Origin of the sequence: Ideonella lacteola (assembly GCF_038066555.1) — a bacterium.
Taxonomy (GTDB): Bacteria; Pseudomonadota; Gammaproteobacteria; order Burkholderiales; family Burkholderiaceae_C; genus Ideonella; species Ideonella lacteola.
In genome coordinates this window covers 372,130-394,492 of sequence record NZ_JBBUTG010000001.1, presented here as the reverse complement: position 1 = coordinate 394,492, position 22,363 = coordinate 372,130, and the positions used below count along the sequence as shown (strand labels likewise).

19 protein-coding genes are annotated in these 22,363 nt (G+C 67.5%); 15 read left to right on the top strand and 4 right to left on the bottom strand.

Annotation, left to right across the window (positions count from 1 at the left end):
• Positions 1 to 16 precede the first annotated feature (16 nt).
• From AACH06_RS01625 to AACH06_RS01580, 10 genes are all read left to right on the top strand, one after another.
• A complete protein-coding gene (locus tag AACH06_RS01625) occupies positions 17 to 1,726 on the top strand; it encodes a GspE/PulE family protein (RefSeq protein WP_341423843.1) in 1,710 nt (569 codons plus the stop codon).
• Between the two features lie 85 nt (positions 1,727 to 1,811).
• Positions 1,812 to 3,065: a type II secretion system F family protein gene (locus tag AACH06_RS01620; protein ID WP_341423842.1), complete on the top strand. Its 1,254-nt coding sequence runs from the start codon at positions 1,812 to 1,814 to the stop codon at positions 3,063 to 3,065.
• Positions 3,066 to 3,176: 111 nt separating this feature from the next.
• Positions 3,177 to 3,626, top strand: coding sequence for a hypothetical protein (locus AACH06_RS01615; protein WP_341423841.1), 450 nt, complete (start codon positions 3,177 to 3,179; stop codon positions 3,624 to 3,626).
• Positions 3,627 to 3,683: 57 nt separating this feature from the next.
• Positions 3,684 to 4,049, top strand: a complete 366-nt coding sequence (locus AACH06_RS01610) for a pilin (protein WP_341423840.1) — start codon at positions 3,684 to 3,686, stop codon at positions 4,047 to 4,049.
• 37 nt (positions 4,050 to 4,086) lie between these two features.
• A complete protein-coding gene (locus tag AACH06_RS01605) occupies positions 4,087 to 7,500 on the top strand; it encodes a DUF6701 domain-containing protein (protein WP_341423839.1) in 3,414 nt (1,137 codons plus the stop codon).
• 37 nt (positions 7,501 to 7,537) lie between these two features.
• Positions 7,538 to 8,047 carry a prepilin-type N-terminal cleavage/methylation domain-containing protein gene (locus AACH06_RS01600; RefSeq protein ID WP_341423838.1) on the top strand — a complete coding sequence of 170 codons (510 nt, stop codon included), beginning with the start codon at positions 7,538 to 7,540 and terminating at the stop codon, positions 8,045 to 8,047.
• Positions 8,031 to 8,537 carry a type IV pilus modification PilV family protein gene (locus AACH06_RS01595; protein ID WP_341423837.1) on the top strand — a complete coding sequence of 169 codons (507 nt, stop codon included), beginning with the start codon at positions 8,031 to 8,033 and terminating at the stop codon, positions 8,535 to 8,537. The genes AACH06_RS01600 and AACH06_RS01595 overlap by 17 nt, the downstream gene beginning before the upstream one ends.
• Entirely contained in the window at positions 8,534 to 9,412 is an 879-nt protein-coding gene (locus AACH06_RS01590; protein WP_341423836.1) for a prepilin-type N-terminal cleavage/methylation domain-containing protein, read from the top strand. Before AACH06_RS01595 ends, AACH06_RS01590 begins: the two co-directional genes overlap by 4 nt.
• Complete coding sequence (locus tag AACH06_RS01585) at positions 9,409 to 9,861, top strand: MSHA biogenesis protein MshP (RefSeq protein ID WP_341423835.1); 453 nt, start codon at positions 9,409 to 9,411, stop codon at positions 9,859 to 9,861. The genes AACH06_RS01590 and AACH06_RS01585 overlap by 4 nt, the downstream gene beginning before the upstream one ends.
• A 93-nt stretch (positions 9,862 to 9,954) precedes the next feature.
• Positions 9,955 to 10,185: a hypothetical protein gene (locus tag AACH06_RS01580; RefSeq protein ID WP_341423834.1), complete on the top strand. Its 231-nt coding sequence runs from the start codon at positions 9,955 to 9,957 to the stop codon at positions 10,183 to 10,185.
• Positions 10,186 to 10,241: 56 nt separating this feature from the next.
• On the opposite strand, the gene AACH06_RS01575 is transcribed toward AACH06_RS01580, so the two are convergent.
• Positions 10,242 to 10,706, bottom strand: a complete 465-nt coding sequence (locus AACH06_RS01575; protein ID WP_341423833.1) for a heavy metal-responsive transcriptional regulator — start codon at positions 10,704 to 10,706, stop codon at positions 10,242 to 10,244.
• Positions 10,707 to 10,830: 124 nt separating this feature from the next.
• On the opposite strand from AACH06_RS01575, the gene AACH06_RS01570 reads away from it, so the two are divergent.
• Together AACH06_RS01570 and AACH06_RS01565 are read left to right on the top strand one after the other, a co-directional pair.
• Positions 10,831 to 11,748 carry an MBL fold metallo-hydrolase gene (locus AACH06_RS01570; protein ID WP_341423832.1) on the top strand — a complete coding sequence of 306 codons (918 nt, stop codon included), beginning with the start codon at positions 10,831 to 10,833 and terminating at the stop codon, positions 11,746 to 11,748.
• 60 nt (positions 11,749 to 11,808) lie between these two features.
• Entirely contained in the window at positions 11,809 to 13,410 is a 1,602-nt protein-coding gene (locus AACH06_RS01565) for a GGDEF domain-containing protein (protein ID WP_341423831.1), read from the top strand.
• A 423-nt stretch (positions 13,411 to 13,833) separates the two neighbouring features.
• On the opposite strand, the gene AACH06_RS01560 is transcribed toward AACH06_RS01565, so the two are convergent.
• Complete coding sequence (locus AACH06_RS01560) at positions 13,834 to 15,942, bottom strand: phosphocholine-specific phospholipase C (RefSeq protein ID WP_341423830.1); 2,109 nt, start codon at positions 15,940 to 15,942, stop codon at positions 13,834 to 13,836.
• Positions 15,943 to 16,101: 159 nt separating this feature from the next.
• Between AACH06_RS01560 and AACH06_RS01555 the strand changes: the two genes are divergently transcribed.
• A complete protein-coding gene (locus AACH06_RS01555; protein WP_341423829.1) occupies positions 16,102 to 17,154 on the top strand; it encodes a ligase-associated DNA damage response exonuclease in 1,053 nt (350 codons plus the stop codon).
• Positions 17,151 to 18,893: an ATP-dependent DNA ligase gene (locus tag AACH06_RS01550; protein ID WP_341423828.1), complete on the top strand. Its 1,743-nt coding sequence runs from the start codon at positions 17,151 to 17,153 to the stop codon at positions 18,891 to 18,893. The genes AACH06_RS01555 and AACH06_RS01550 overlap by 4 nt, the downstream gene beginning before the upstream one ends.
• On the opposite strand, the gene AACH06_RS01545 is transcribed toward AACH06_RS01550, so the two are convergent.
• A complete protein-coding gene (locus AACH06_RS01545; protein WP_341423827.1) occupies positions 18,880 to 20,034 on the bottom strand; it encodes an FG-GAP repeat domain-containing protein in 1,155 nt (384 codons plus the stop codon). The two genes, AACH06_RS01550 and AACH06_RS01545, sit on opposite strands and share 14 nt — an antisense overlap.
• A gap of 296 nt (positions 20,035 to 20,330) precedes the next feature.
• Here AACH06_RS01545 and AACH06_RS01540 point away from each other — a divergent pair, with 296 nt between their 5' ends.
• Positions 20,331 to 21,338 carry a hypothetical protein gene (locus AACH06_RS01540; RefSeq protein WP_341423826.1) on the top strand — a complete coding sequence of 336 codons (1,008 nt, stop codon included), beginning with the start codon at positions 20,331 to 20,333 and terminating at the stop codon, positions 21,336 to 21,338.
• 232 nt (positions 21,339 to 21,570) lie between these two features.
• Here AACH06_RS01540 and AACH06_RS01535 read toward each other — a convergent pair whose 3' ends face one another.
• Positions 21,571 to 22,206: a L,D-transpeptidase gene (locus tag AACH06_RS01535; protein ID WP_341423825.1), complete on the bottom strand. Its 636-nt coding sequence runs from the start codon at positions 22,204 to 22,206 to the stop codon at positions 21,571 to 21,573.
• Between the last annotated feature and the right edge of the window lie 157 nt (positions 22,207 to 22,363).

The following is a 22,363-nucleotide window of genomic DNA, read 5'->3' as shown; positions in this document are numbered from 1 at the left end:
CGCAGGACGCTTTCCGATGGCCCGCCCTGAACGCATCCGCCTCGGCGACCTGCTGATACAGGAGCAGCTCATCTCATCCGAGCAGCTCGACAAGGCACTGGTCGAGCAGAAGCAATCCGGCCGCAAGCTCGGTCGCATCTTCATCGACTCGGGCTTCGTCACCGAGGTGCAGATCGCCAAGGCCGTGGCACGGCAGCTGCGCGCCCCCTTCGTCGATCTGACGAGCCGCGTCATTCGCCCCGAGATTGCACGCCTGCTGCCCGAAGGCCAGGCCCGGCGGATGCGCGCGCTGCCGTTGGAAGAAACCGCCAGCGGCCTTCGCGTGGCCATGGCCGACCCGACCGACGTGGCCGCCTGGGACGAACTGAACCGCCTGCTCAAGCGCGAGATCGATCTGGCCGTGGCCGCCGAAAGCCAGCTGCTGGCCGCCCTCGACCGCAGCTACCACAGCACCGAAGAGATCGCTGGCCACGCCCAGGCGCTGCAGGCCGACCTGGCCAACGTCACCGAAGAATTCGGCGACCTGCTCGGCCTGTCCACCGCCAGCACCGAAGACGCGCCTGTCGTGCGGCTGCTGCACTCGGTGTTCGAAGAGGCGCTGCGCGTGCGCGCCTCGGACGTGCACATCGAGCCGCAGGAACGCACGTTGCGCATCCGATTTCGCATCGACGGCGTGCTGCACATCCAGACCGAGGCCGACCCGAAGATCGCCACCGCGGTGGCCCTGCGGTTGAAGCTGATGTCGGGCCTGGACATCTCCGAGAAGCGTCTGCCGCAAGACGGCCGCTTCCACGTGAAGCTGCGCAACGGCGCGGTGGATGTGCGGATCTCGACCATGCCCACCCAGTACGGCGAATCGGTGGTGATGCGCCTGCTCAGCCAGAGCGGTGGTCTGCTCTCGCTGGACAAGGTCAACCTGCCGCCTGCCGTCGACCGTGCGCTGCGTCGTGCCATCGCCCGCCCGAGCGGCATGGTGCTCGTCACCGGGCCCACCGGCTCGGGCAAGACGACCACCCTCTACGCCGCGCTCAACGAGCTGAACGACAGCGAGCGCAAGATCATCACGGTGGAAGACCCGGTCGAATACCGCCTGCCCGGCGTGAACCAGGTGCAGGTGATGGAGAAGATCGAGCTGAGCTTCGCCCGTGTCCTGCGGGCCACCCTGCGGCAAGACCCGGACGTGATCCTGGTGGGCGAAATGCGCGACCAGACCACCGCCGAGATCGGCATGCGTGCCGCGCTCACCGGCCACCTCGTGCTGTCCACGCTGCACACCAACGATGCCCCGTCGACACCGCTGAGGCTGATCGACATGGGCATCCCGCGCTACATGGTGGCCATGTCGCTGGCCCTGGTGCTGGCGCAACGGCTGGTTCGGGTGATCTGCCCGCAATGCGCCGAAGACGTGACACCGAACCCCCACCAGCTCGAATGGCTGAGGCTGGAACTGGGAGACGAAGTGGCTCGCCACCGCTTCCGCCATGGCCGCGGTTGCCCGGTGTGCAACGACACCGGCTACTCGGGCCGCACGGGCGTCTACGAGTTCATCGAGATGACTCAAGAGCTGGTCGAGACGATGAACCACGGCGAGCCCACCGATTTCGCGCGGGCCGCGCGCAAGCAGATGGGCCGCCTGACCCTGCGCCACGACGCGGTGCGCCTGGCCACCGAGGGCCGCACGACCATCGAAGAGGCGATGCGCGTGGCCACCCAGCTCGACGGATGAAACGCACCGTGCACGCGCACCTCGCTTTCCTCGCGCCAACGGCTTCACGTCGCGGCGCCGGCCTCACCCTCGCTGAGGCTGGTCGATGATCCGCTACGCCTACACCGGCCGCAGCGCCACCGGGCCTGTCCACGGCACGCTCGAGGGCCCCAACGCCAACGCGGTGGCCGACATGCTGTTCGCAAGGGGCGTCACGCCGCTGCGCATCGAGGCCGAGGCGCAGGTCAGCACGCCCACGGAAGAAGCCCCATCCAAGCCGTGGCCGCAGCGCCTGAGAGAGATGCTGCAAGGGCCTGTCGGCACGGTGGAGCTGATGCTCTTTTGCCGGCAGTTGCACACCTTGATGCGATCGGGTGTGCCCATCCTGCGAGCACTGCTCGGCCTGCAGGAATCGGCCACCCATCCCGGCATGAAGGCCTGCCTGGCCGAGGTGCGCCGCAGCCTCGAATCGGGCATCGAACTGTCGATGTCGTTCGCCCAGCAGTCGCACCTGTTCAACGGCTTTTTCGTGGCGATGGTGCGCGTGGGTGAGATGACAGGGCGCCTGGACGAGGTGTTCGATCGGCTCTTCAAGCACCTCGAGTTCGAGATGTTCATGCGTCAGCAGGTCAAGTCGGCGCTGCGCTACCCGATGTTCGTGATGTCGGCGATGGTCATCGCGATCGGGGTCATCAACGTGCTGGTCATCCCGGCCTTTGCCGGCGTGTTCGAGAGCTTTCACGCCGAGCTGCCCCTGCCCACCCGAATCCTGCTGGCCACATCGCGCTTCACCATCGATTTCGGCTGGCTCATCGCGCTGATGGCCGTCGGCCTGGCGCTGGGATGGAATGCCTGGCGCAAGACACCCGAGGGCGAGCTGCGCTGGGCCGAGTTCGTGCTCAACATCCCGGTGGCCGGCAAGATCGTGCGCAAGGCGATGCTGGCCCGCTTCGCCCGGGGCTTCGCGATGAGCCTGAAGAGCGGCGTGCCGATCGAGCGAGCGCTCGCCGCGGTGGCGCAAACCGTGGACAACGTCTACATCGCCAAGCGCATCGATGGGATGCGCGACAGCGTCGAGCGAGGTGAATCCGTCACCCGCTCGGCCGCGGCGGCGGGCGTCTTCACCCCGGTGGTGCTGCAGATGATCAGCGTCGGTGAAGAAACCGGCGCGATCGACGAGCTGATGGAAGAAGTGGCCGACCTGTACAGCAACGAGGTGCAGTACGAGCTGAAGACGCTGAACCAGCAGGTCGAGCCGATCCTCATCGTTTTCCTCGGCGTGCTGGTGCTTGTGTTGGCACTGGGCGTGTTCCTGCCCATGTGGGATCTGGGCCGCGCCGCCTCCGCCGCGCACTCGTGACCACGGTGATGGACCCTCATGCCACCGCCCATCCGATGCACGCGCAGATGCCGTCCAGGCTGCCACCGGGCCGGGCCTGTGCCGGCGGCCGGTTTCTCGCGCTTCGAGGCGATGGTGGCGCTGATCGTGGTGGCCGTTCTGGTGGCGCTCGCGCTGCCGAGGCTCGCCTCATCGCGCGTGGCGGCCAGGCAGGTGCTGCTCAAGAGCCTGATGGCCACGACCCAGTCCACCGCCCACCTATTTCACCTGCGCTGCGAGGCCCAGCGTGCGGCACTGCCCCCGGGCAGCACCGACTGCGGCGAACTGCTGATACAGGGCACGAAGGTGGTCGGAGTTCACGGTTGGCCGGCGGCCAGCCTCGATGGAATCGCGGCAGCCGTCAATTCCTGGGGAGAAGCCGCCGATATCGACTGGCGACCCGCGCGGTTCGACGGCCAGCCTGCCTTGCGGGCTCGGCTGCGGCCCACCCAGGTTGCCGGCACATGCGAGTTCATCTACGCCCAGGCGGCATCGCCGGGTGCGGCCCCCCGCATCGAGCTGACTGATGCGTCCTGTCCATGAACCTGATTCCCGACAACCGTTCCTCCTCCGTTCCTCTCTCTTTCTAGGAGATTTGCCATGAAACGTATGCAAGCCGGCTTCACGATGATCGAGCTGATCGTCGTCATCGTCATCCTGGGCATCCTGGCCGCCGTGGCCATGCCGAAATTCGTCGACGTGTCGTCAGACGCCGAAACCGCCGCCATCAAAGGCGTGGCCGGCGCTGCCACCTCGGCGATGAATGTGAACTACGGCGCCCGCAAGGTGAACACCTCCAAGGGCCAGGCCGTCACGAACTGCACCGACGCGTCGAGCCTGCTGCAAGGTGGCCTGCCGACCGGCTACACCATCACCGCCGCCGCGATCGCAGCCGACGCCTCGGTGACCTGCACGATCACCAAGGGCAGCTACACCGCCACCTTCACCGGTATCGGCATCCTGTGACGCCACGGTGCCGCCCCGCGCGGCATCATGAGGGCCCATGCTGAGCCACCTCGCCAGCTTCACCACCCGGAAAGACGCGGCCCCGCGGTCAACGCGGGCCGCGTTTTCGTTGTGGTGCCTTCTGCTGGCCTGGTGGTGCCTGCTGGGCCTGCCGCTGCCCGCCGCAGCCGCGACCTACACCTTCAAGAGCGACACCTACTCGTGGGAGTCGACCCTCAACACGATCGCGTGGGATCGGCTGTGCACCCAGTACCCAGGTGACGACGACCAGGCGACCATCACCTTCACCGGCGGCTTCACCTTCAAGTTCGCCGGCACCACCTACTCGTCTGTTCGCGTGCTCGCCAATGGCGCCCTGCAGTTTGGCGCCGACACGGGCTTCATGCGCACGTACACCAACACCAACCTGCCGGCGGGCACCGCAGGGGGGTACACGGGCTGCACGGCTGCGCCGACCGCCCGCACGATCATGGGCTACTGGGACGACCTCGACCCGAGCCACGTGGGCTCGGGCGGCGTCACCTGGCAGCAAAAGGGCAGCTCACCCAACCGCTACCTCGTCGTCTCGTGGAACGGCGTGTACCAGTACTCCACGACCACGCCGTACACCTTCCAGATCATCCTGTACGAGAACGGCGAGTTCAAGTACCAGTACGGCAACGACAACGCCACCGGCGCCTCGGCCACCATTGGCGTGCAGGTCTCGGACACCGACTACACGCTCTACTCGTTCAACAGCGGCTACAACGCCAACGGCACGGCCATTCGCTGGTTCATCCCGAGCGGCTCGCCCACGCGGCTGGCCGAGTACCGGATGGACGAGTACTCGTACACCGGCCGCGTCGGCGAGGTCACCGACTCCACCGGCAACGGCTACAGCGGTGTGCGTGTGGGCTCCGCCGCCAGCCACGCCGGCGGCTACGTCTGCCGCGCCATCGACATTCCCGCGAACACCGACACCTCGATTTCAGCGGTGGACACCACCGTCGACGTCGACACTGCCCTGGGCGAAGACGGCGGCATCAGCTTCTGGTACCGCAGCAACGCCGCCTGGGTGTCGTCGCCCGAGGCGATGCTGTTCGACGCCAGCGGCTCTGCGACGCGACCGTTCTTTCTCGCCCGCAAGAGCAACGGTGCGCTGCGCTTCGTCGTGTCTGACACCGCGGGCGCGCTGGTCGACGTGACCTCCAGCGCGCGCACCATCGCCGCCGGCACCTGGACGCACATCGCCGTCACCTGGCGCCTGAAGAGCGGCACCGGCCAGAGCAACGCACGCATCTTCGTCAATGGTGTGCAGGTGGGGGCGACCAGCACCACCACCAACGGCGTGATCGACAACAGCCTGCTCACACTGTTCCTCGGTGACAACCGCACCGCCGACATCCCCACCAACGCCACGTCTTCATCAGCGAACGGCCGGCTGGATGAGGTGAGCATCTACAACTACGAGATCAGCACGCTGGAGGTCGCGGCCGACATGACCGTCAGCCACAGCTGCCTGCCACCGCTGCACCATGTGGAGATCCGCCATGCCAGCGGCAGCGGCCTGACCTGCACGCCCAGCACCTTGACGGTGGCAGCCTGCCAGGATGCCGCCTGCACCACCACCTACACCGGCGGGCTCAGCGGCACGCTCACCGCCACCGGAACGCCCAGCGTGGTGTGGCCCTCTGGCGCCACGTTCAACATCGCCTCGGGCAGCAGCACCACCACCACGAACGTGCAGGTGACGACGCCGGGCTCGGTGGTGTTCGGCGTCACCGGCCTCAGCGTCACGCCCAGCAACTCGACCACCTGCAACTTCGGCAGCCCGTCGTGCACCTTCACCGCCGCGGATGCGGGCCTGTTCTTCGATGTGCCCGACCATGCTGCCGAAGCGTCGCAGACCGTGAGCGTGAAGGCGGTGCGCAAATCGGACAACGCACTGAGCTGCACCCCCGCGTTCGCGAGCGTCAGCAAGTCCATCACCTTCACCTGCGGCTACACCAACCCCACCACCGGCACGCTGCCCGTGCGCGTGGGCGGGCGCGCGCTCAACGCCAGCAAAAGCACCAGCGCGGCCTGCGACGGCACGGGCCAGGCGGTGACGCTGGCCTTCGATGCCACCGGCACGGCGAGCACCACCGTGCAATACGCCGACGTGGGCCAGATGAGTGTCGCCGCGCGCTACGCCGGCAGCGGCAGCGATGCCAACCTGGTGATGACGGGCAGCGACAGCTTCATCGCCGCTCCGGCCTCGTTCGCCTTCAGCAACCTGCCCGCCGGGCCCATCAAGGCCGGCAACGCCTTCTCGGCCACGCTGACCGCGCGTAACAGCAGCGGCAACGCCACGCCGAACTTCGGCAAGGAAACCACGCCCGCTGCGCCCACGCTCGGCTTCACCCGGCGACAACCCACCGGCACCGGCGCGAGCGACGGTGTGTTCAGCGGCACCTTTGGCAGCTACACGAATGGCGTGGCGAACGCCAGCAACCTGAGTTGGACCGAGGTCGGCCGAGGCGACCTCACCGCCACGCTAAGCAACTACCTCGCAAGCGGTTTGTCGGCCAGTGGCACCACCGGCACGGGCGGAGCCGTGGGCCGGTTCACGCCGCATCACTTCGACACCACCGTGACGCCCAGCTGCGCCAGTGGCCCGTTCACCTATTCCGGCCAGCCCTTCACCACCCGCATCACGGCCGAGAACGCCAGCGGCGGCACCACGGTGAACTACGACGGCAGCGCCGCCACCAGCCCCACCTTCGCCCAGGCCACCACGCTGACGGACGCCGGCTTCGGCAAGGGCAGCTTCGACAGCGCGGCCAACGTGGCCGCCAGCCGGTTCACCGCGGGCATCGCCACGGTGACACCGGCCTACACCTTCACCAGCAAGCAGGACTACTCGGCCACCGCGATGACGGTGCGCGCCACCGATGCCGATGGCGTCACCTCGAACGGTGCCGTCGAGGGCAACACCAGCCTGCGAAGTGGCCGCCTGCAACTGGCCAACGGCTACGGCAGCGAAAAGAGCAGCCTGGCGCTCTCGGTGCGGGTGGAGTACTGGAGCGGCCTGGCCTGGGTGCTGAACAGCGCCGACACCGCTTGCACCGGCACCATCCCGGCATCTGCCGTGGCCTTCTCCAACACCCGCGACCACAAGGGCAGCGCGGCCACCTGGACGACCACCGCCTCGGCCGTCACCATCTCGGGCGGCGTCGGCACCCTCACGCTGGCCGCCCCCTCGGGCGGCTCGACAGGCACGGTGGACCTGGCACTGAACCTCGGCAGCAGCGCGGCCGACCAGTCTTGCCTGGCCAGCCACCCCGCCAGCACGGGGGCCGGCCTCGCTTGGCTACGTTCGCGCCAGGGCAGTTGTGCCGCCACCTATGACCGCGACCCCTCGGCGCGCGCGGCCTTCGGTGTCTACACCCCGGAAACCCGCAAGACGGTCCATGTGCGCGAGATCTTCTAAGGCAACGCTGAACAGGGTGCCAGCCAGGCGACGCGCCTTGAGTGGCGATGACCTGCATCGCGCCAACCGCAGCCGCGGCCGCCACGGGCAGGCCGGCTTCACGCTGATCGAGCTGATCGCCATCCTGATCCTCGTGGGCGTGCTGGCGGTCGTCGCCCTGCCCAAGTTCGACACCGCATTGAGCCTGCGCAACGACACCGCGCGCGACGAGGTGGTGGCGGCCTTGCGTTACGCCGGTCAGACCGCCCTGTCGCACCGCCGCCTTGTGTGCGCGGACGTGGGCACCAGCAGCGTCACGCTGCGCATCGCCACGAACCGCGGCGCCACCAACTGCGACAGCGCACTCACCGGTCCGGACGGCAGCACCACCTACACCAGCAACCCGGGCTCGGCCACCTTCAGCGTGTCGCCCAGCGGAACGATGTATTTCCAACCCGACGGACGGGTGACCAGTGACGGCGCGGGCAACACCGCCAGCAGCCGCACGCTGAGCATCACCGGCGTGGGCACTGTCAGCGTGGGAGGCGAAAGTGGCCTGGTGCGCTGATCAACGCCGAGCCCGACGCCGCCCGGAACGCCGCCCTGGCCGCGGCACGAACGCCGGCTTCACGCTCGTCGAGATGATCCTCGCCATCGTCATCCTCGGCGTCGGCCTGGCCGGCGTCGCGGTGGCCTTCTCGGTGGCCATTGGCCGCAGTGGCGACCCCATCATCCACCAGCAGATGCTCGCGATCGCCGAAGAGATGATCGAAGAGATCCAGCTCAAGCCGTACGCCACCGCCAGCAACACCGCACCGTCGGGCTGCTCGCGCGGCACCTACAACGATGTGTCCGACTACAACGGCTACGCCACCAGCGGCCAGATCTGCACGGTCGATGGCGTGGCGGTCAGCGCGCTGTCGGGCTATTCGATCAGTGTCAGCGTGGCCACCGGCACGCTCAGTGGCGTCGCTGCCGCCAAGCGCATCACCGTCACCGTGTCTCGCGGGTCGAGCAGCCTCACGCTGATCGGCTGGCGCACCGATTTCGCCTCATGAGCCGCCTGCCACGCCGCCCGCGCGGCTTCACCCTCATCGAGCTGATCATGGTGATCGTGATCGGCAGCGTCCTGGCGGCCACGCTCGCCGTGTTCCTGCGGCCGGCGTTCGACAGCTGGATCGCGCTGCGCAACCGTTCCGAGCTCTCGCACCAGGCCTCCAGCGCCCTGCGCCGCATGCGCGACGAGGTGCGGCTGGCCGTGCCGAACTCGATCCGCAGCCCGGGGTCGCAGTGCATCGAGCTCGTCCCCACACTCACTGGCGCGCGGCTGCGGCGCGGCCCCGATACGGTGAACGACGGCACCGCGCCGAATGCCTCTCTGCCGTTGGATACCAGCGCCGCGACGACCCAATTCGATGTGCTGACGTCGTTCTCCGCGACACCGAGCGTGGGCGATCACGTGGTGATCGACAACCAGAACCCGGGCGACATCTACAGCGGCACGAACCGCGCCGCCATCAGCGCGGTGGCCGCGCCGCCCAACGCCGCCTTCGGCAAGCACCGCCTCACCGTGGCATCGACACAGTTCCCCGCCGGCTACGATGGGCACCGCATGGTCGTGGTCTCGAACAGCCAGCAGGCCGTGTTCTACGTTTGCGAAGGCGCCGACGGCACGCTTGATTCATCAGGCAATGGCAAGGGCGTGCTGGCGCGCCTGTCGCGCTACGGCTTCAACAGCGCCTACCCCACCGCCTGCCCCAGCGCCGCGAGCGGCGAAGTGCTGGCCAGCTCGGTGAAATCGTGCCGCTTCATCTACGACCCCGCGCAAGGCGCCACCCAGCAGAGCGGCTTCGTCTCGATGCAGGTCGAAATCACCCGCAACAGCGAGAGCGCGAGCCTCGTCGTCGGCGCCCACGTGGCGAACGTGCCATGACGACGCTGCGTCATCGCCAATCCGGCCTGGGCGCCATCGCCGCCATCATGGTGTTGGTGCTGCTGGCGGCGCTCGCCGCCGCGGTGGTGCGCCTGACGATGTCGCAGCAGATGGGCGGCGCGCAAGAGCTGGGCGCGGCCAGGGCGGCGCAGGCCGCGCGGGCCGGCATCGAATGGGGGCTGTACCAGGCCTTCAAGGGCAGCTGGACGACCTGCGCAGGTGCGACGCAGACGCTGGACCTGAGCAGCGACCTGGGCATGCGCGTCACGGTCAGCTGCAGCTCGTCGCTCTACAACGAAGGTGAATCAGCGCCGGGCACACCCGCCACCGTGCGCGTCTACACGATCGATGCCGTCGCCTGCAACAGCACCTCCAGCTGCCCCGACGCCACCCGCGTGACCGGGCCGACCTACGTCGAGCGGCGGATGCAGATCCACGCCAGCTCTTGAGCCCACCGCAACCGCCAGCCCAGGCGCGGTATTTGCCGCAGCGCCGAGGCCCGTGCAACGGACCCGCGGCATGCGGCGGAGGCAGGAAACCCCATGAACACCCGACACGACACGCTGCTGGCGCTGCAGCGCCAGCTGGCTCACGAGATGCCAGGCCCTGGGAGCGGCTGGGCCCCACAGGCCACGCTCAAGGCGCACGATCTGCCCCCCGACCCGCCGGCCTCGCCACCCGCGCCGCGCCCGCCCGCCGGCGAGCCGCCGATCGAAGACCCGCCGCCGCCCGGTACCTCCGCGCCGATCAGCGACCCGCCCAAGTCGGGCTGATGATGTGACCCGCGTGAGGCCATTCGCGCGATGCCCTGCTCTGGCGCCGGCTGCTGTCAGCCGGTGGCACGCCCACGTCGAGCCGCCCGAGCCGAAGTCGACAACGACGTCGAGGCTCTCGGCCCCGTCGCACGTTGGCGGTCGGTGGCACCTGCCACCGACACGGGGCGCTGCGGCTCGCAGGTCAGCGCGGCGAGCGTGCCCACCACTTCGCGGCGCAAGGCCTTGAGCTGCGCGATGTGACCATCGATCTCGTCGAGCTTGCGGTTCAGGTGCAACTCGATGTCGGCCCGCTGCACCTGGCCGCCATCGAGGCGGGGCAGGATGTTGCGGATCTCGGCGAGCGAAAAGCCGAGGGCCTGTGCGCTGCGAACGAAGCGGACGCGCTGCGCATCCACCTCGCTGTAGACACGGTAGCCGTTGGGCGCGCGGCCGGCGGGCGCGAGCAGCTGCTCGCGTTCGTAGTAGCGCAGGGTGTCCGCCGAGACGCCCGTCAGCCGGGCCAAAGCGCCGATGTTCATCGCGGAAGTTGGGGGGTGGTGCAAAGCGCGTGGGTTCCCGCGTCACCGCGGGCTTGACCTTGGAGCTTACTCCAGGCTTTAGCCTTCGATGGCTCATGCATCCCGAGTACTGCCTTCTTCCAACATGCTCAAAACACTGATCGCTGCCCTCGCCTTGGCGGCCACCCTCGCCGCCGGTGGCTGGGCCGCCAACGCCCAAGGCGAAACGCCGCCACCTGCCCCCTCCGACACGCGCGTGCGCTTTGCGGTGGTGAAAACCGCCTCGCTGCAGACACAGGAATGGCTGCTTTTTTCCGGTGGTCGCTTCGCCGCCGCCGAAACCGCCTTCTCGGCTTTTCTGATCCAGCACGGCGAGGATTCCTTTTTGTTCGACACGGGCCTCGGCGCTCAAGTTGGCGCGCAATACCAGGCCGACATGCCAGGCTGGAGCCAGCTCTTCTTCCGCTACGACGCCCCGGTGCAGCCGGTGAAAGCGCAACTCGACAACGCGGGCATCGGGCCCATCCGCCGAATCATCATCAGCCATGCCCATTGGGACCATCTCAGCGGCGCGCCAGACTTTCCCGACGCCGAGGTGTGGCTGGCGCCAAGCGAGCACGATCTGGTGAACCAGCCGTCTCAGCGGGTGGGCGGCGCCTGGCCCTCGCAGGTCTCGGGCGTGACGCGCTGGAAGGACATCCGCTTCGATGGCCCGGCCCACGAGGGTTTCGAGGTCAGCCACGATCTGTATGGCGATGGCCGCGCGGTGCTGGTGCCCATGCCCGGCCACACCGCGGGTTCGGTGGGGCTGTTTCTCACCGTGGAATCAGGCCGGCGATACTTCTTCGTCGGCGACGTGGTGTGGAACGCGGGGGCACTGAAGCACGGTGCGGCCAAGCACTGGCTGGCCCGGCAGCTCGTCGACCAGGACGTCGATCAGACGCAAGTGGCCATCGAGCGCATCCGGGCTGCGATGGCGCGCGACCCGCAGCTCATCGTGGTGCCGGCGCATGACGCCAATGTCCATGCTGCCCTTGGTCTTTTTCCGGCCTGGGTGGAATAGTCATCAAAAATGTTCCGCAGCGACGATCAAGTCGCGTCGACGGTTGCCGTACTGGAGTTCATGACCTCTGACATCGGGCCTCTGCAGGCCGCACGTGCGGCACTCGAGGCCGGCAACATGCACCAGGCCTCGCTGTTGGCCGGTGCGGCCTTTCGTGCCGCCGCCCAGGCCGATGACCATGGCCGCGCGGAAGCCGGCTACCTGCTGTGCATGGCGCAGTTTCGCCTGGGGCGCTGGCCTGCCGTGCTGGAAAGCGGCGAGGCCAGTTCCCCGCTGCTGCACCGCATCGGCGCGATCGTCCGCCAGGTCGAGGTGCTGCGCTGGGTGACGATCGCGGCCAGCGAGCTGGGCCGCTTCGACCTCGCCTTGGCCAGCGCCAACGAATCGTGCCGCGTGGCCGAGGCGGCCGGCGAGCGCGTGCCCCTGGCCCTGTCGTTGATGGCGCTCGGCGTCTGCATCGAGCGCATGGGCGACCCCTGGCAGGCGCACCGGTTGGTGGAAGAAGCCCGCGTGCTGCTGCAAGGTGAAAACAGCCCCTATGCGCAGAGCATGATCCTGAACAACCTCTGTGCCTCGTACCTGGGGGCCTTCTACCTGTTGCGCGACGGCGCGGCCCCGGCCGAGGCACGCGCGGTTCTGGAGAAGGCGGTGGGGCACGCACGCGAGGCGCTGCCGCTGATGGCGCAACTGCCGAACAACGGCATCCTCAGCGCCATCATCGAAGGCAACCTGGCGGAGTCGCTCGTGCACCTGGGCCAATGCGACGAAGCCGAGCAGTTGCTGGACCGCGCGCTGGGCCGCGTGAACGAGCAGGGCAACACCTCGCACGGTTGGCGCCTTCGCTATGCGCGCGGCGAGCTGCTGCTGGCACGGGGCGACGCGGCCGGCGCGAGCCGAGAGCTCTCGGCCCTGTGGCAAGACCTCGATGGCAGCGAGCAATCGAACACCCTCACCCGCGTGCACGATGCGCTCTACCGCAGTTGGCGCGCGCTGGGCGTCCATGCGCGCGCGCTCGCCCACCTCGAAGGCTTCGAGGCGCTGGAGCGGCGACGGGTGGTGGCGCAGCTGCAGGCCCAGTCACGCCTGTTCGTGACGCGCGTGGAGGCCGAACGGGCCCGGCTGGAGGCGCAGGTCGAACGGCTGCGCGCCGCCGAGTTCGAGGCCGACGCCCAGCGCGATGAGCTCACCGGCCTGGGCAATCGCCGCCATCTGGAGCGCCGTTTGCCGCCGCTGCTGGCGGCAGCCGCCGCCAGTGGTCACCCGCTCAGCGTCGCATTGGTCGACCTGGACCACTTCAAGCATGTCAACGATCGCCATGGCCATGCGGCGGGCGACCGTGTGCTCACCGTCATCGCCGATCTGCTGCGTGCCCATACGCGGGCAACCGACCTGCTGGTGAGGCTGGGCGGCGAAGAGTTCCTGATCGTGTTCACCGACACCGACATCCACGCGGCCCAGGAGGTCAGCGAACGCCTGCGTGAACGGGTCGAATCGCATGACTGGACTCATGTGGCGCCCGGCGTGGTCGTCACGCTCAGCGTGGGGCTCACCACCGCCCCGCCCTACGATCTGGCGGCGTTGTCGCACTCCGCCGATCTGGCGCTCTACCGCGCCAAACGCGCCGGCCGCAACCGCGTTGTCGTCTGCAACGACGGCGGCTGAGCGCCTTCGCCTCGGCGCCACCGGGCCGGGCACGACAGCCACCTGTGCATTGCTGCACAGCCCCACCGCGGCCACGGTCAAATGCCGGGGAGCACCCCAGCTTTTCCACCGTTCCGCTCCTGGGGGCTTTCGTCTAATGACGCCCGAGGCCCGACGGCGTGGCGATCACTGCCACCGTCCAGAAGGCCCAACGAACAGCGGAGCCCCCCATGTCCATGTCCCCCCTCATGAACACGGCGCAGTTCAGGCCGGAGCCTTCACATCCCTCTGCACGACAAGTCTTGCCGCACGTCCTGCGGCCAGAAGATCCGCACGACATGGTTCTGTCCTCGCTCGACCTGCGCGAAGGGCTGCAGGTCAACGAGGTGTTCGAGACCTTGCCGGCGGATCTGTGGGATCTGTTCTGAGCCGCTGAGGCGCAGATCAGCCGCGCAGGCGCAGGCTGCCCAGCGCGGGGTCGCTCGAACTCGGTTTGCCGTTTTCGATGTGTCCGCCCAGTTGCACCTCGAAGCCGGCATCGCCATCGACCGTCAGCACCAGGTCGTACCAGCCGAAGGTGGCGTTCAGGTCCCACTGCAGCGTCTCGGTCGCACCAGCGCCCAGCGTGATGGATTGGCTCTGCCCGCTGTAGCGATCGAGGGCACGAAGCACCGCCTTGCGCTTGGCCACGTTGTGCAGCTCCAGCTTGATCACGAGCGCATCGGCGCTGTAGATGTCGCGCACATCGACGTTGGCGATGGTGCTTCCTTCAACGCTGCCCTTGTAGCTGCGGAAGAAGCCATTGGGGCCGCGCACCGACAGGTCATAGGTGGTCGCCCCTTGGGCCTTCACCGCCCAGTCGCCCGACAGCTTCTTGCCCGGCTCGACGGTGTAGCAACGGGGCAGATCGGCCTCGCGCGACGAATGCACCTGGAACACCGCGGTGGCATCGCCCGTGTTGCTGAAGCGGATGCGGTAGCTGCCGTCTGATTCGATCACCCGGCCGCGGGCGTGCAATTCGTATGGCAGGGCACGGGCACGGCGCAGCCCCGGCTCCTGCTGGGGCACCAGGTCGTCTTGCGGGGCCACGACCTGGTAGCTGTCGTGGCGGTTCAGGTCGGGCGGGAAGTAGGCATCGGTGCTGGGTAGCGAAACGATGGCGGTGTCCGGGTTGGCGAAGTCGAAGGCCGTGGTCAGGTCACCGGTCACCGCACGCCGCCATGGCGTGATGTTGCTCTCGGTGAGATCGGGCTTGCCCTGGCCGAAGCGTGCTTCGAGGAATTTGATGACCGACGTGTGGTCGAACACCTGCGAGTTGACGAAGCCGCCCTTGCTCCACGGCGAGACGACCAGCAGCGGCACCCGCATGCCCAGGCCATACGGGGCCGCCTTGTACGACGAATCGCCCGGGTAGATCTCGTTGATGGTCGAGACGGTGGACGCCCCCTGCGCCGTCGTCTGCGGCGGCACCGGCGGCGGCATGTGGTCGAAGAAGCCGCCTTCTTCGTCGTACATGATCAGCAGCACGGTCTTGCTCCAGACCGCCGGGTTGGCGGTGAGCGCGTCCAGCACTTCGGAGATGTACCAGGCACCGTAGTCGGCCGGGAAGTTCGGGTGCTCGCTGAAGGCCTCAGGCGCCACCACCCAGCTCACCTGCGGCAGCTTGCCGCCGGACACGTCCTGGCGGAACTGATCGAGCAGGTGGTTGGGGTCGCGGGCCTGGTTCTTCACCCGCGTGCCGGTCTTGCCCTTGTCGGCCAGCGGCTCGCCCGGCTTCGCGCGTTGGTACTGGTGGAAGTACAGCAGCGCGTTGTCGCCATAGTTGCCGATGTAAGGATCGCCCGTCCAGCCCCACGAGTGGGCGGCATCGAGGCCCTCGCCTTCGTCCTGGTAGACCTTCCAGGACACGCCGTTGCGCTCCAGGCGCTCAGGGTAGGTGCTCCAGTCGTAGCCGGCTTCGGCGTTGGTGATCACCGGGCCGCCGCCCTTGCCGTCGTTGCCGACCCAGCCGCTGAACAGGTGATAGCGGTTCGGATCGGTCGGCCCCATCAGCGAGCAGTGGTAGTCGTCGCAGACGGTGAACGCATCGGCCAGCGCGAAGTGGTAGGGGATGTCGCTGCGCAGGTGGTAGGTCATCGCGCTCAGGCCCTTGTTCGGCACCCACTGGTCATGGCGACCCTTGTTCCAGGCAGCGTGGGTGTCGTTCCAGCCGTGCGGCGGATCGGGCAGGAAGGTCAGGCCCAGGTTCTCGACAGGTGGGCGGAACGGCAGCAGCTCGTCATTGCCTCGCGGCTGGTACCACACGCTCTTGCCCGAGGGCAGCTTGATGACGCGCGGATCGTTGAAGCCACGCACGCCGCGCAGCGTGCCGAAGTAGTGGTCGAACGAACGGTTCTCCTGCATCAGGATCACGACGTGCTCCACGTCTTTGATCGTGCCGGTGCGTCGGTCGGCCGGGATGGACAGCGCCCGGGCGATGCTCGGCGGCATCGCGCCGGCGGCGGCACCAGCGCCCATCATCTGCAGGAAGGAGCGGCGGGAAGGTGTGGTCATGTGATATCTCCTCTGGGTTTATCAAGCATCGTCTTCCTGGCCCGATCGGCCGGGACGATTGTCGAAAGGCAGAACACTACGGCCAATCGTTGACAGCACAGTGTCAGCACGTAAGCCCCTTGGCAGCCAAAGCTCGATGCCTGCGATAGGCTGCGGCGCATGGACTTGATCGTGCAGCGGCCCGAGGGCCTGTACTGCCCTGCGGGCAACTTCTACATCGACCCCTGGCGCCCCGTGGCGCGCGCGGTGATCACCCACGCGCACAGCGACCATGCGCGCCAAGGGCATCAGCACTACCTCGCAGCTCACCCATCTGAAGGCGTGCTGCGTTCTCGCCTGGGCGACATCACGCTGCAGACGCTGGCCTACGGCGAGATCATCAATCATCACGGCGTTCGGCTCAGCCTGCATCCGGCCGGCCATGTGTTGGGGTCGGCGCAGGTTCGCGTCGAGCATGGCGGCCAGGTGTGGGTCGCTTCGGGCGACTACTTTGTCTCGGGCGAAGACGACAGCAACAACACCTGCGAGCCCTTCGACCCCATCCGCTGCCACTGCTTCATCACCGAGTCGACCTTCGGCCTGCCCATCTACCGTTGGGCGCCGCAGCGGGCAGTGTTCGATGACATCAACCAATGGTGGCGCCGCAATGCCCAGGCGGGCCGGGCGAGCCTGCTGATGGGCTACAGCTTCGGCAAGGCCCAGCGCATCCTGGCCGGTGTCGATGCCAGCATCGGGCCGATCGTGGTGCATGGCGCCGTCGAACCGTTGAACCACGCCTACCGCGCAGCCGGCGTGGCGCTGCCGGCCACCCTGCACGCCACCGAGCTGGACAAGGCCGCCATCGGCCGCGCGCTGATCGTGGCGCCGCCGTCGGTGCAGGGCTCGGCCTGGACAAAACGCTTCGGCGACTACAGCGATGCCTTCGCGAGCGGCTGGATGCAGTTGCGAGGTGCCCGGCGCCGACGCGCGGTGGACCGTGGCTTCGTGCTCAGTGACCATGCCGACTGGCCCGGCCTGCAACGCGCCATCGCTGCCACCGGCGCCGAGCGGGTGATCGTGACCCACGGCTATGAAGCGATCATGGTGCGGTGGCTGGAAGAGCAAGGCCTGCAGGCCGGCGCCTTCCAGACTGAGTACGACGACGAGAGATTGGCCACGGCGGACGCACCTGGCGACCCGGCCCCGGCGGCCGAAACGGAGAGCGCGGCATGAAGCGCTTCTCGGAGCTGTTCAACGCGCTCGACGACAGCACCGCCACCAACGCCAAGGTCGATGCGCTGCGCCGCTACTTCGACGAGGCGCCGCCGGCCGACGCCGCCTGGGCCGTCTACTTTCTGGCGGGTGGCAAACCCCGCCAGGTGGTGCCCACGGGGGTGCTGGCGGAGCTGGCCCGGCAGCAGGCCGGCATTGCCGCGTGGCTGTTCGACGAGTGCTATCAAGCCGTGGGCGACCTCGCTGAAACCATCGCCCACGTGCTGCCCGCGGCGGTCGCCACCCGCGAGCTGGGGCTGGCCGAGTGGGTCGAGCAGCGCCTGCTGCCGCTGCGCGAGATGCCGCCCGAGCAACAGGCCCAGCGCATTGCCAGTTATTGGGCCGAGCTGGATTCAACCGGCCGCTTCTTGCTGACCAAGCTGATCGGTGGCGGCTTTCGTGTCGGGGTGAGCAAGCTGCTGGTGCAGCGGGCGCTGGCGGCCCACGCCGGTGTCGACGCCAAGCTCGTCGCCCAGCGGATGATGGGCTACACCGACAAGACCGCGCGCCCCGACGCACGCGCCTACCAGGGCTTGATCGCACCCGAGTCCGAGCGTTCGGCAGCCGATTCAGGCCAACCCTATCCGTTCTTCCTCGCCCATCCGCTCGAAGGCGCGCTGCACGAATTCGACGCGCGGTTGGGCCCGCCCTCGAATTGGCAGATCGAATGGAAGTACGACGGCATCCGCGCCCAGGTCGTGCGGCGAGCCGGACAGATCTGGATCTGGTCGCGCGGTGAAGAGCTGGTGACCGACCGCTTCCCCGAGATCGTCATGCTCGCCGGCCAGTGGCCCGACGGTACGGTGGTCGACGGAGAGATCGTCGTCTGGAAAGACGGGCGCCCGGCACCCTTCAACCTGCTGCAGCAGCGCATTGGCCGCAAGACGCTGAATCGCAAGATCCTGGCCGATGCGCCGGTGAGCCTGATCGCCTACGACCTTCTCGAGTGGGGCGGCATCGACCAGCGTGAACAGCCCCAGCGGCAGCGTCGCGCCATGCTTGAAGCCCTGGCCGCCCAAGTGAAGGGATCGACCCTGTGGGTGTCGCCGATCGAGCAACGCGACAGTTGGCCAGCCTTGGCCGCCCTGCGAGAGGAATCGCGGCAGCGTGGCGTGGAGGGCTTCATGCTCAAGCACGTGGAAGCACGCTACGGCAGTGGCCGCACCAAGGCCGAAGGCACGTGGTGGAAGTGGAAGATCGCGCCGCTGACGGTGGATGCGGTGCTGATCTACGCCCAGGCAGGGCATGGCCGCCGCGCGAGCGTCTACACCGACTACACCTTCGCCGTGTGGAGCCGACCACCTCAGGACGCCGCCGAGGCTCAGGCGGTGGTCGATGCGATATCGCGGCGCGAGCCGGCCCAGCCAGGGGCGCTGCAGCTGGTGGCGTTTGCCAAGGCCTATTCGGGCCTGACGGACGAAGAGTTCCGCGAGGTGGACCGCATCATCCGCGCCACCACGCTGGAGAAGTTCGGGCCGGTGCGCAGCGTCAAGCCGACGCTGGTGTTCGAACTCGGCTTCGAAGGCATCAACCGCAGCACCCGCCACAAGAGTGGCATCGCGGTGAGGTTTCCGCGGATGCTGCGCATCCGCCAGGACAAGCCGCTGCACGAGGCCGACACGCTGGCCTCGCTGCAGGCGCTGATGAACGTGGATTCACCAGCGCCCCTGGCGCCAGAGCTGCCGATCAGCGGAAGCTGAGGACGTAGTTCGGGCCGCGATCGTCGATCTGGCCGTTTTCGAGCAGCACCTTGGTGCCGTCCACCGTGTCGGCCAGGTGGCCACAACCGGCGTAGTTCTGCTGCGTCAGCACCGAACGCTGCCAGCCGATGCCGCGGGGCTTGCTCTTGTAGATCACATCAGGCGCCTTGTCGACCAGCGTCGTGTCACACGAGGCATCTTTCAGGGTGACGTAGACGTCCGGCCGGCTGTCGCCGGTGAACTCGCCGACGGTGAACGAGGTGCCGATACCGGGCAATTTATCGGTGAAGCTGAGCTTCTCGAAATACGGTGCGCGGCCGGTGTTGAACCAGATCTCGAACACCGTCTTGTCGCGGATCAGCAGCAGGTCGTCGCGCCCGTCGCCGTTCATGTCGCGCAGCTTGGCGAATGTCCATTCACCACGCAGCGCCGGCGGAAGCACCTCCTCGAAGTCACCTTCCTGGTTGTTCACATACACATGGCCCTGCACCTTCTCGTGGCACACCACGAGGTCGTCCCAGCCATCGCGGTTGATGTCGCCCTTGGCCACGCACTGCGCGCCACGGTCGCCGGTCGCCAACGTGGGCTTCTCGACGAAGTGACCATCGCCCTGGTTGATGAACATGTGGTTGATGTTCGCCTGCCCATCGTCGCGCGTGGTGGACAGGTTGGCCAGGTAGATGTCGGCGAAACCGTCATGGTTGAAATCCATGAAGATCGGCAGACGGCCCCGGCCATACGGGTCTTCGGCGCCGTGGTTCTGGGCCAGCGTGAAGATGCCGTCTTCGCCCTGCAGCCACAGCTCCTTCGGGCCATCGCCCGTGCCCTTCTCGGCGCCCACGGCGCAATACAAGTCGAGGCGGCCGTTGTGGTCGACGTCGGCGGCATCGCAATCGTGGCGATCGACCCACTCCAGGATCTGCTCCGAGGGCTTGTACCCCGTTGACGTCCAGTACCAGACCCGGTCTTCCGAGTGGTGGCCGCAAACGAAGATGTCGTCGTGACCGTCATTGTTGAAGTCGGCAACGACCGAACCCCAGGCTTTGGAGTCTTCCAGGAACTCAGCCCTGTACTGCGCCTGCGCGACCATCGATGCCGACGCCAGCAAAGCGGTAGCCGCCCAACGAACCGAAATATGCATGAAGCTAACCTTACAGAAGGGTGACACGTGCATTGCTGATCAGCAATGACTTGGCGAATTGTGTCGTGCCTCGCGGCTCGCCCACATCAGGTTTTCGATGCTGCTCACGCAGATTTCTCAGCCCGCCACCAAGACGCCTTGACGCAGCGCCCTGCGCAAGGCGTCTGATCATCGCCTGCCGTACCCATCGCTGTTTGTAACAAGCGTCGCCAATAGCGTCTTTGGGAATGGCGATTGCCCGAATGGAAGTCCCGGGGCCCTGCGTGATACGGGCCTCATTAACCCAAGGACGGCAGATGCAACAACGTGACTATTCGAACCGCCAACGCGGTGGCTACCAGGATGACGATCGGTTCAGCGGCTCTTCACCCCGAGACCAGCAGCAGCAAGGTCAGCAAGGCATGAGCGGCGGCGACTTCGGCGGCCAGGGCCACTACAGCGGCGGTCGCAACCAGGATTGGGGCGACGATCGGGGCGGCTACGGCGGCCAGTACGGCGGCGGACAGCAGCAGCAATACGGCGGAAGCGGACGCCAGCAAGGCGGCAGCCAATTCGGAGGTTCCAGCGGAACCTACGGTGGTCGGGAACCGTGGCAGGGCAGCCGCGAGATGGGCGGTGGACGAGGGTTCGGGCAGGACTACGAACGCGACTCCGGCCGCGAATGGAGCCCTGGCACATCCAGCGGCGGCGGCCAACAGGACCAGTACTCCCGTTCAGGCTCTTTTGGCGGACAACAGGGCGGTCAGCGGGGCGGCCAGTACGGCGGTCAGTTCGGCGGCCAAGGTCGGTCCGGCGAGTACGGCCAGGGGAGCATGTCCGGCGGCGGATGGGGCGGCGGATCCGAGTGGCAGAGTGGCGGGCGTTCAAGCCCCTGGATCGGTGACCAAGGCACGTTCGGTGAAGGCCAAGGGAGCGGCTCCATGGGCAGCCATGGCGGCCAGGGTTCATTCGGCCGCGGCCATCAAGAGCAGTTCGACCCCGACTACCACCAGTGGCGCACGGAACAGTTGCGCGGCCTCGACGAAGACTATCGAAGCTGGCGCCAGGACCGCTACAAGAAATTCTCCGACGAGTTCGACCAATGGCGGTCCAGCCGCAACCGCGGCATGGGCAGCGGCAGCAGCGTCCAAGGGGCTTCGGGCGGCATGTCCGGCTCAACGGGCAGCGAAGCCGGCGCCGGCTTGAGCGGCATCTCGGACTCGACCGGCGGCTCGACCACGTCCGGCAGTACATCGGCTTCCAGCGGCTCGTCGGGCACGTCAGGCACGTCGGCATCCACCGGCACGGGATCGTCGCGCAAGTAATGGCCTGAACAGACGCCCCCCCGGATGGAGGCTTGTGCCTCTCGGAGTCTCCGTCCATGGATGGGGCGTCACGGGTGCCGGGGCGAAGTGGTAAACCCGAGTTGGCGGCGTCGCTTGACGCCGTCTTCGCGGGTCGCCCGTGTGGCAAGCCTGCCGGGGGGCTGGCCTGCTGCACGGGCATCTGATGGAGGTTGCGCCGCCTGCCCGGCCAGAGTGCGCGCCGTGAGTGGCGCTATCCGTTGCTCGCCAACGTTTCGATCCGATCGGGCAGCACGTACACCACGCCGCGTTGCCGGCCCAGGACGGGCGCAATCACCTCGTCGTAAAAGGCTCCGCTGACGATGACGCAGCCTTGCGAAATGCGGTTGTCATCCGGCGAAGGCGAGGCCAAACGCGCCGGACGACGCTCAGCGGCAGGGGCAGGACGCAGACGATGGATGGCGAACGCAGCGTCGTAGTCGACCCACACAATCGCTTCACCCTTGGCGTTGTGGCCCGGCTCGGAGTTGAATCGGCCCGCCGGGGTGGTTCGTTCGGCCGGTGCAATGTAGCCGCCGGCCTTCTTGCCTATGCCCGGTGCACTCTCGTTGCCCCGGGCCAAGCCCAGCAGCACCGGAGTCGTGCCGCGCAGCACCCCGTCCGCACCAAAAACAAAGATGCGGGCGTTCTGCTTGTCGACGATGGCGATAGGTCGCCCATGGGCATCGCCGCGCTCAAAGGCGTGGACGGCCACCGCCCGCACCTCTGCCGAAGCCGGTTCCTCAAGAAAATCGACACGGCGCCAGGGCGCCGAATCAGCGATTGCCCCACTCGCCTGGGCCGCACCTGCGAGCAGGCCGCACCACACCGCCAGGCACGCCGCACGCATGCCTTTGAATCCCGCCACACCCATCGCGCCAATGCTTCCCTTGAAACCCCAGATCGATCTGCCGCGTGATCGGCAAATCTCAATGCGGTGGGAATGCTAAACGCAAGCAGGGTAAGCGAACGCGACAACAGCCGCCAGAACGCGGCCATTTGGGCAA

Bases quoted from the DNA above. Each gene is read 5' to 3' on its own strand.
- AACH06_RS01625 (WP_341423843.1), top strand. From the start codon at position 17: ATGGCCCGCCCTGAACGCATCCGCCTCGGCGACCTGCTGATACAGGAG.
- AACH06_RS01620 (WP_341423842.1), top strand. From the start codon at position 1,812: ATGATCCGCTACGCCTACACCGGCCGCAGCGCCACCGGGCCTGTCCAC.
- AACH06_RS01615 (WP_341423841.1), top strand. From the start codon at position 3,177: ATGGTGGCGCTGATCGTGGTGGCCGTTCTGGTGGCGCTCGCGCTGCCG.
- AACH06_RS01610 (WP_341423840.1), top strand. From the start codon at position 3,684: ATGAAACGTATGCAAGCCGGCTTCACGATGATCGAGCTGATCGTCGTC.
- AACH06_RS01605 (WP_341423839.1), top strand. From the start codon at position 4,087: ATGCTGAGCCACCTCGCCAGCTTCACCACCCGGAAAGACGCGGCCCCG.
- AACH06_RS01590 (WP_341423836.1), top strand. From the start codon at position 8,534: ATGAGCCGCCTGCCACGCCGCCCGCGCGGCTTCACCCTCATCGAGCTG.
- AACH06_RS01585 (WP_341423835.1), top strand. From the start codon at position 9,409: ATGACGACGCTGCGTCATCGCCAATCCGGCCTGGGCGCCATCGCCGCC.
- AACH06_RS01580 (WP_341423834.1), top strand. From the start codon at position 9,955: ATGAACACCCGACACGACACGCTGCTGGCGCTGCAGCGCCAGCTGGCT.
- AACH06_RS01575 (WP_341423833.1), bottom strand. From the start codon at position 10,706: ATGAACATCGGCGCTTTGGCCCGGCTGACGGGCGTCTCGGCGGACACC.
- AACH06_RS01570 (WP_341423832.1), top strand. From the start codon at position 10,831: ATGCTCAAAACACTGATCGCTGCCCTCGCCTTGGCGGCCACCCTCGCC.
- AACH06_RS01565 (WP_341423831.1), top strand. From the start codon at position 11,809: ATGACCTCTGACATCGGGCCTCTGCAGGCCGCACGTGCGGCACTCGAG.
- AACH06_RS01560 (WP_341423830.1), bottom strand. From the start codon at position 15,942: ATGACCACACCTTCCCGCCGCTCCTTCCTGCAGATGATGGGCGCTGGT.
- AACH06_RS01555 (WP_341423829.1), top strand. From the start codon at position 16,102: ATGGACTTGATCGTGCAGCGGCCCGAGGGCCTGTACTGCCCTGCGGGC.
- AACH06_RS01550 (WP_341423828.1), top strand. From the start codon at position 17,151: ATGAAGCGCTTCTCGGAGCTGTTCAACGCGCTCGACGACAGCACCGCC.
- AACH06_RS01545 (WP_341423827.1), bottom strand. From the start codon at position 20,034: ATGCATATTTCGGTTCGTTGGGCGGCTACCGCTTTGCTGGCGTCGGCA.
- AACH06_RS01540 (WP_341423826.1), top strand. From the start codon at position 20,331: ATGCAACAACGTGACTATTCGAACCGCCAACGCGGTGGCTACCAGGAT.
- AACH06_RS01535 (WP_341423825.1), bottom strand. From the start codon at position 22,206: ATGCGTGCGGCGTGCCTGGCGGTGTGGTGCGGCCTGCTCGCAGGTGCG.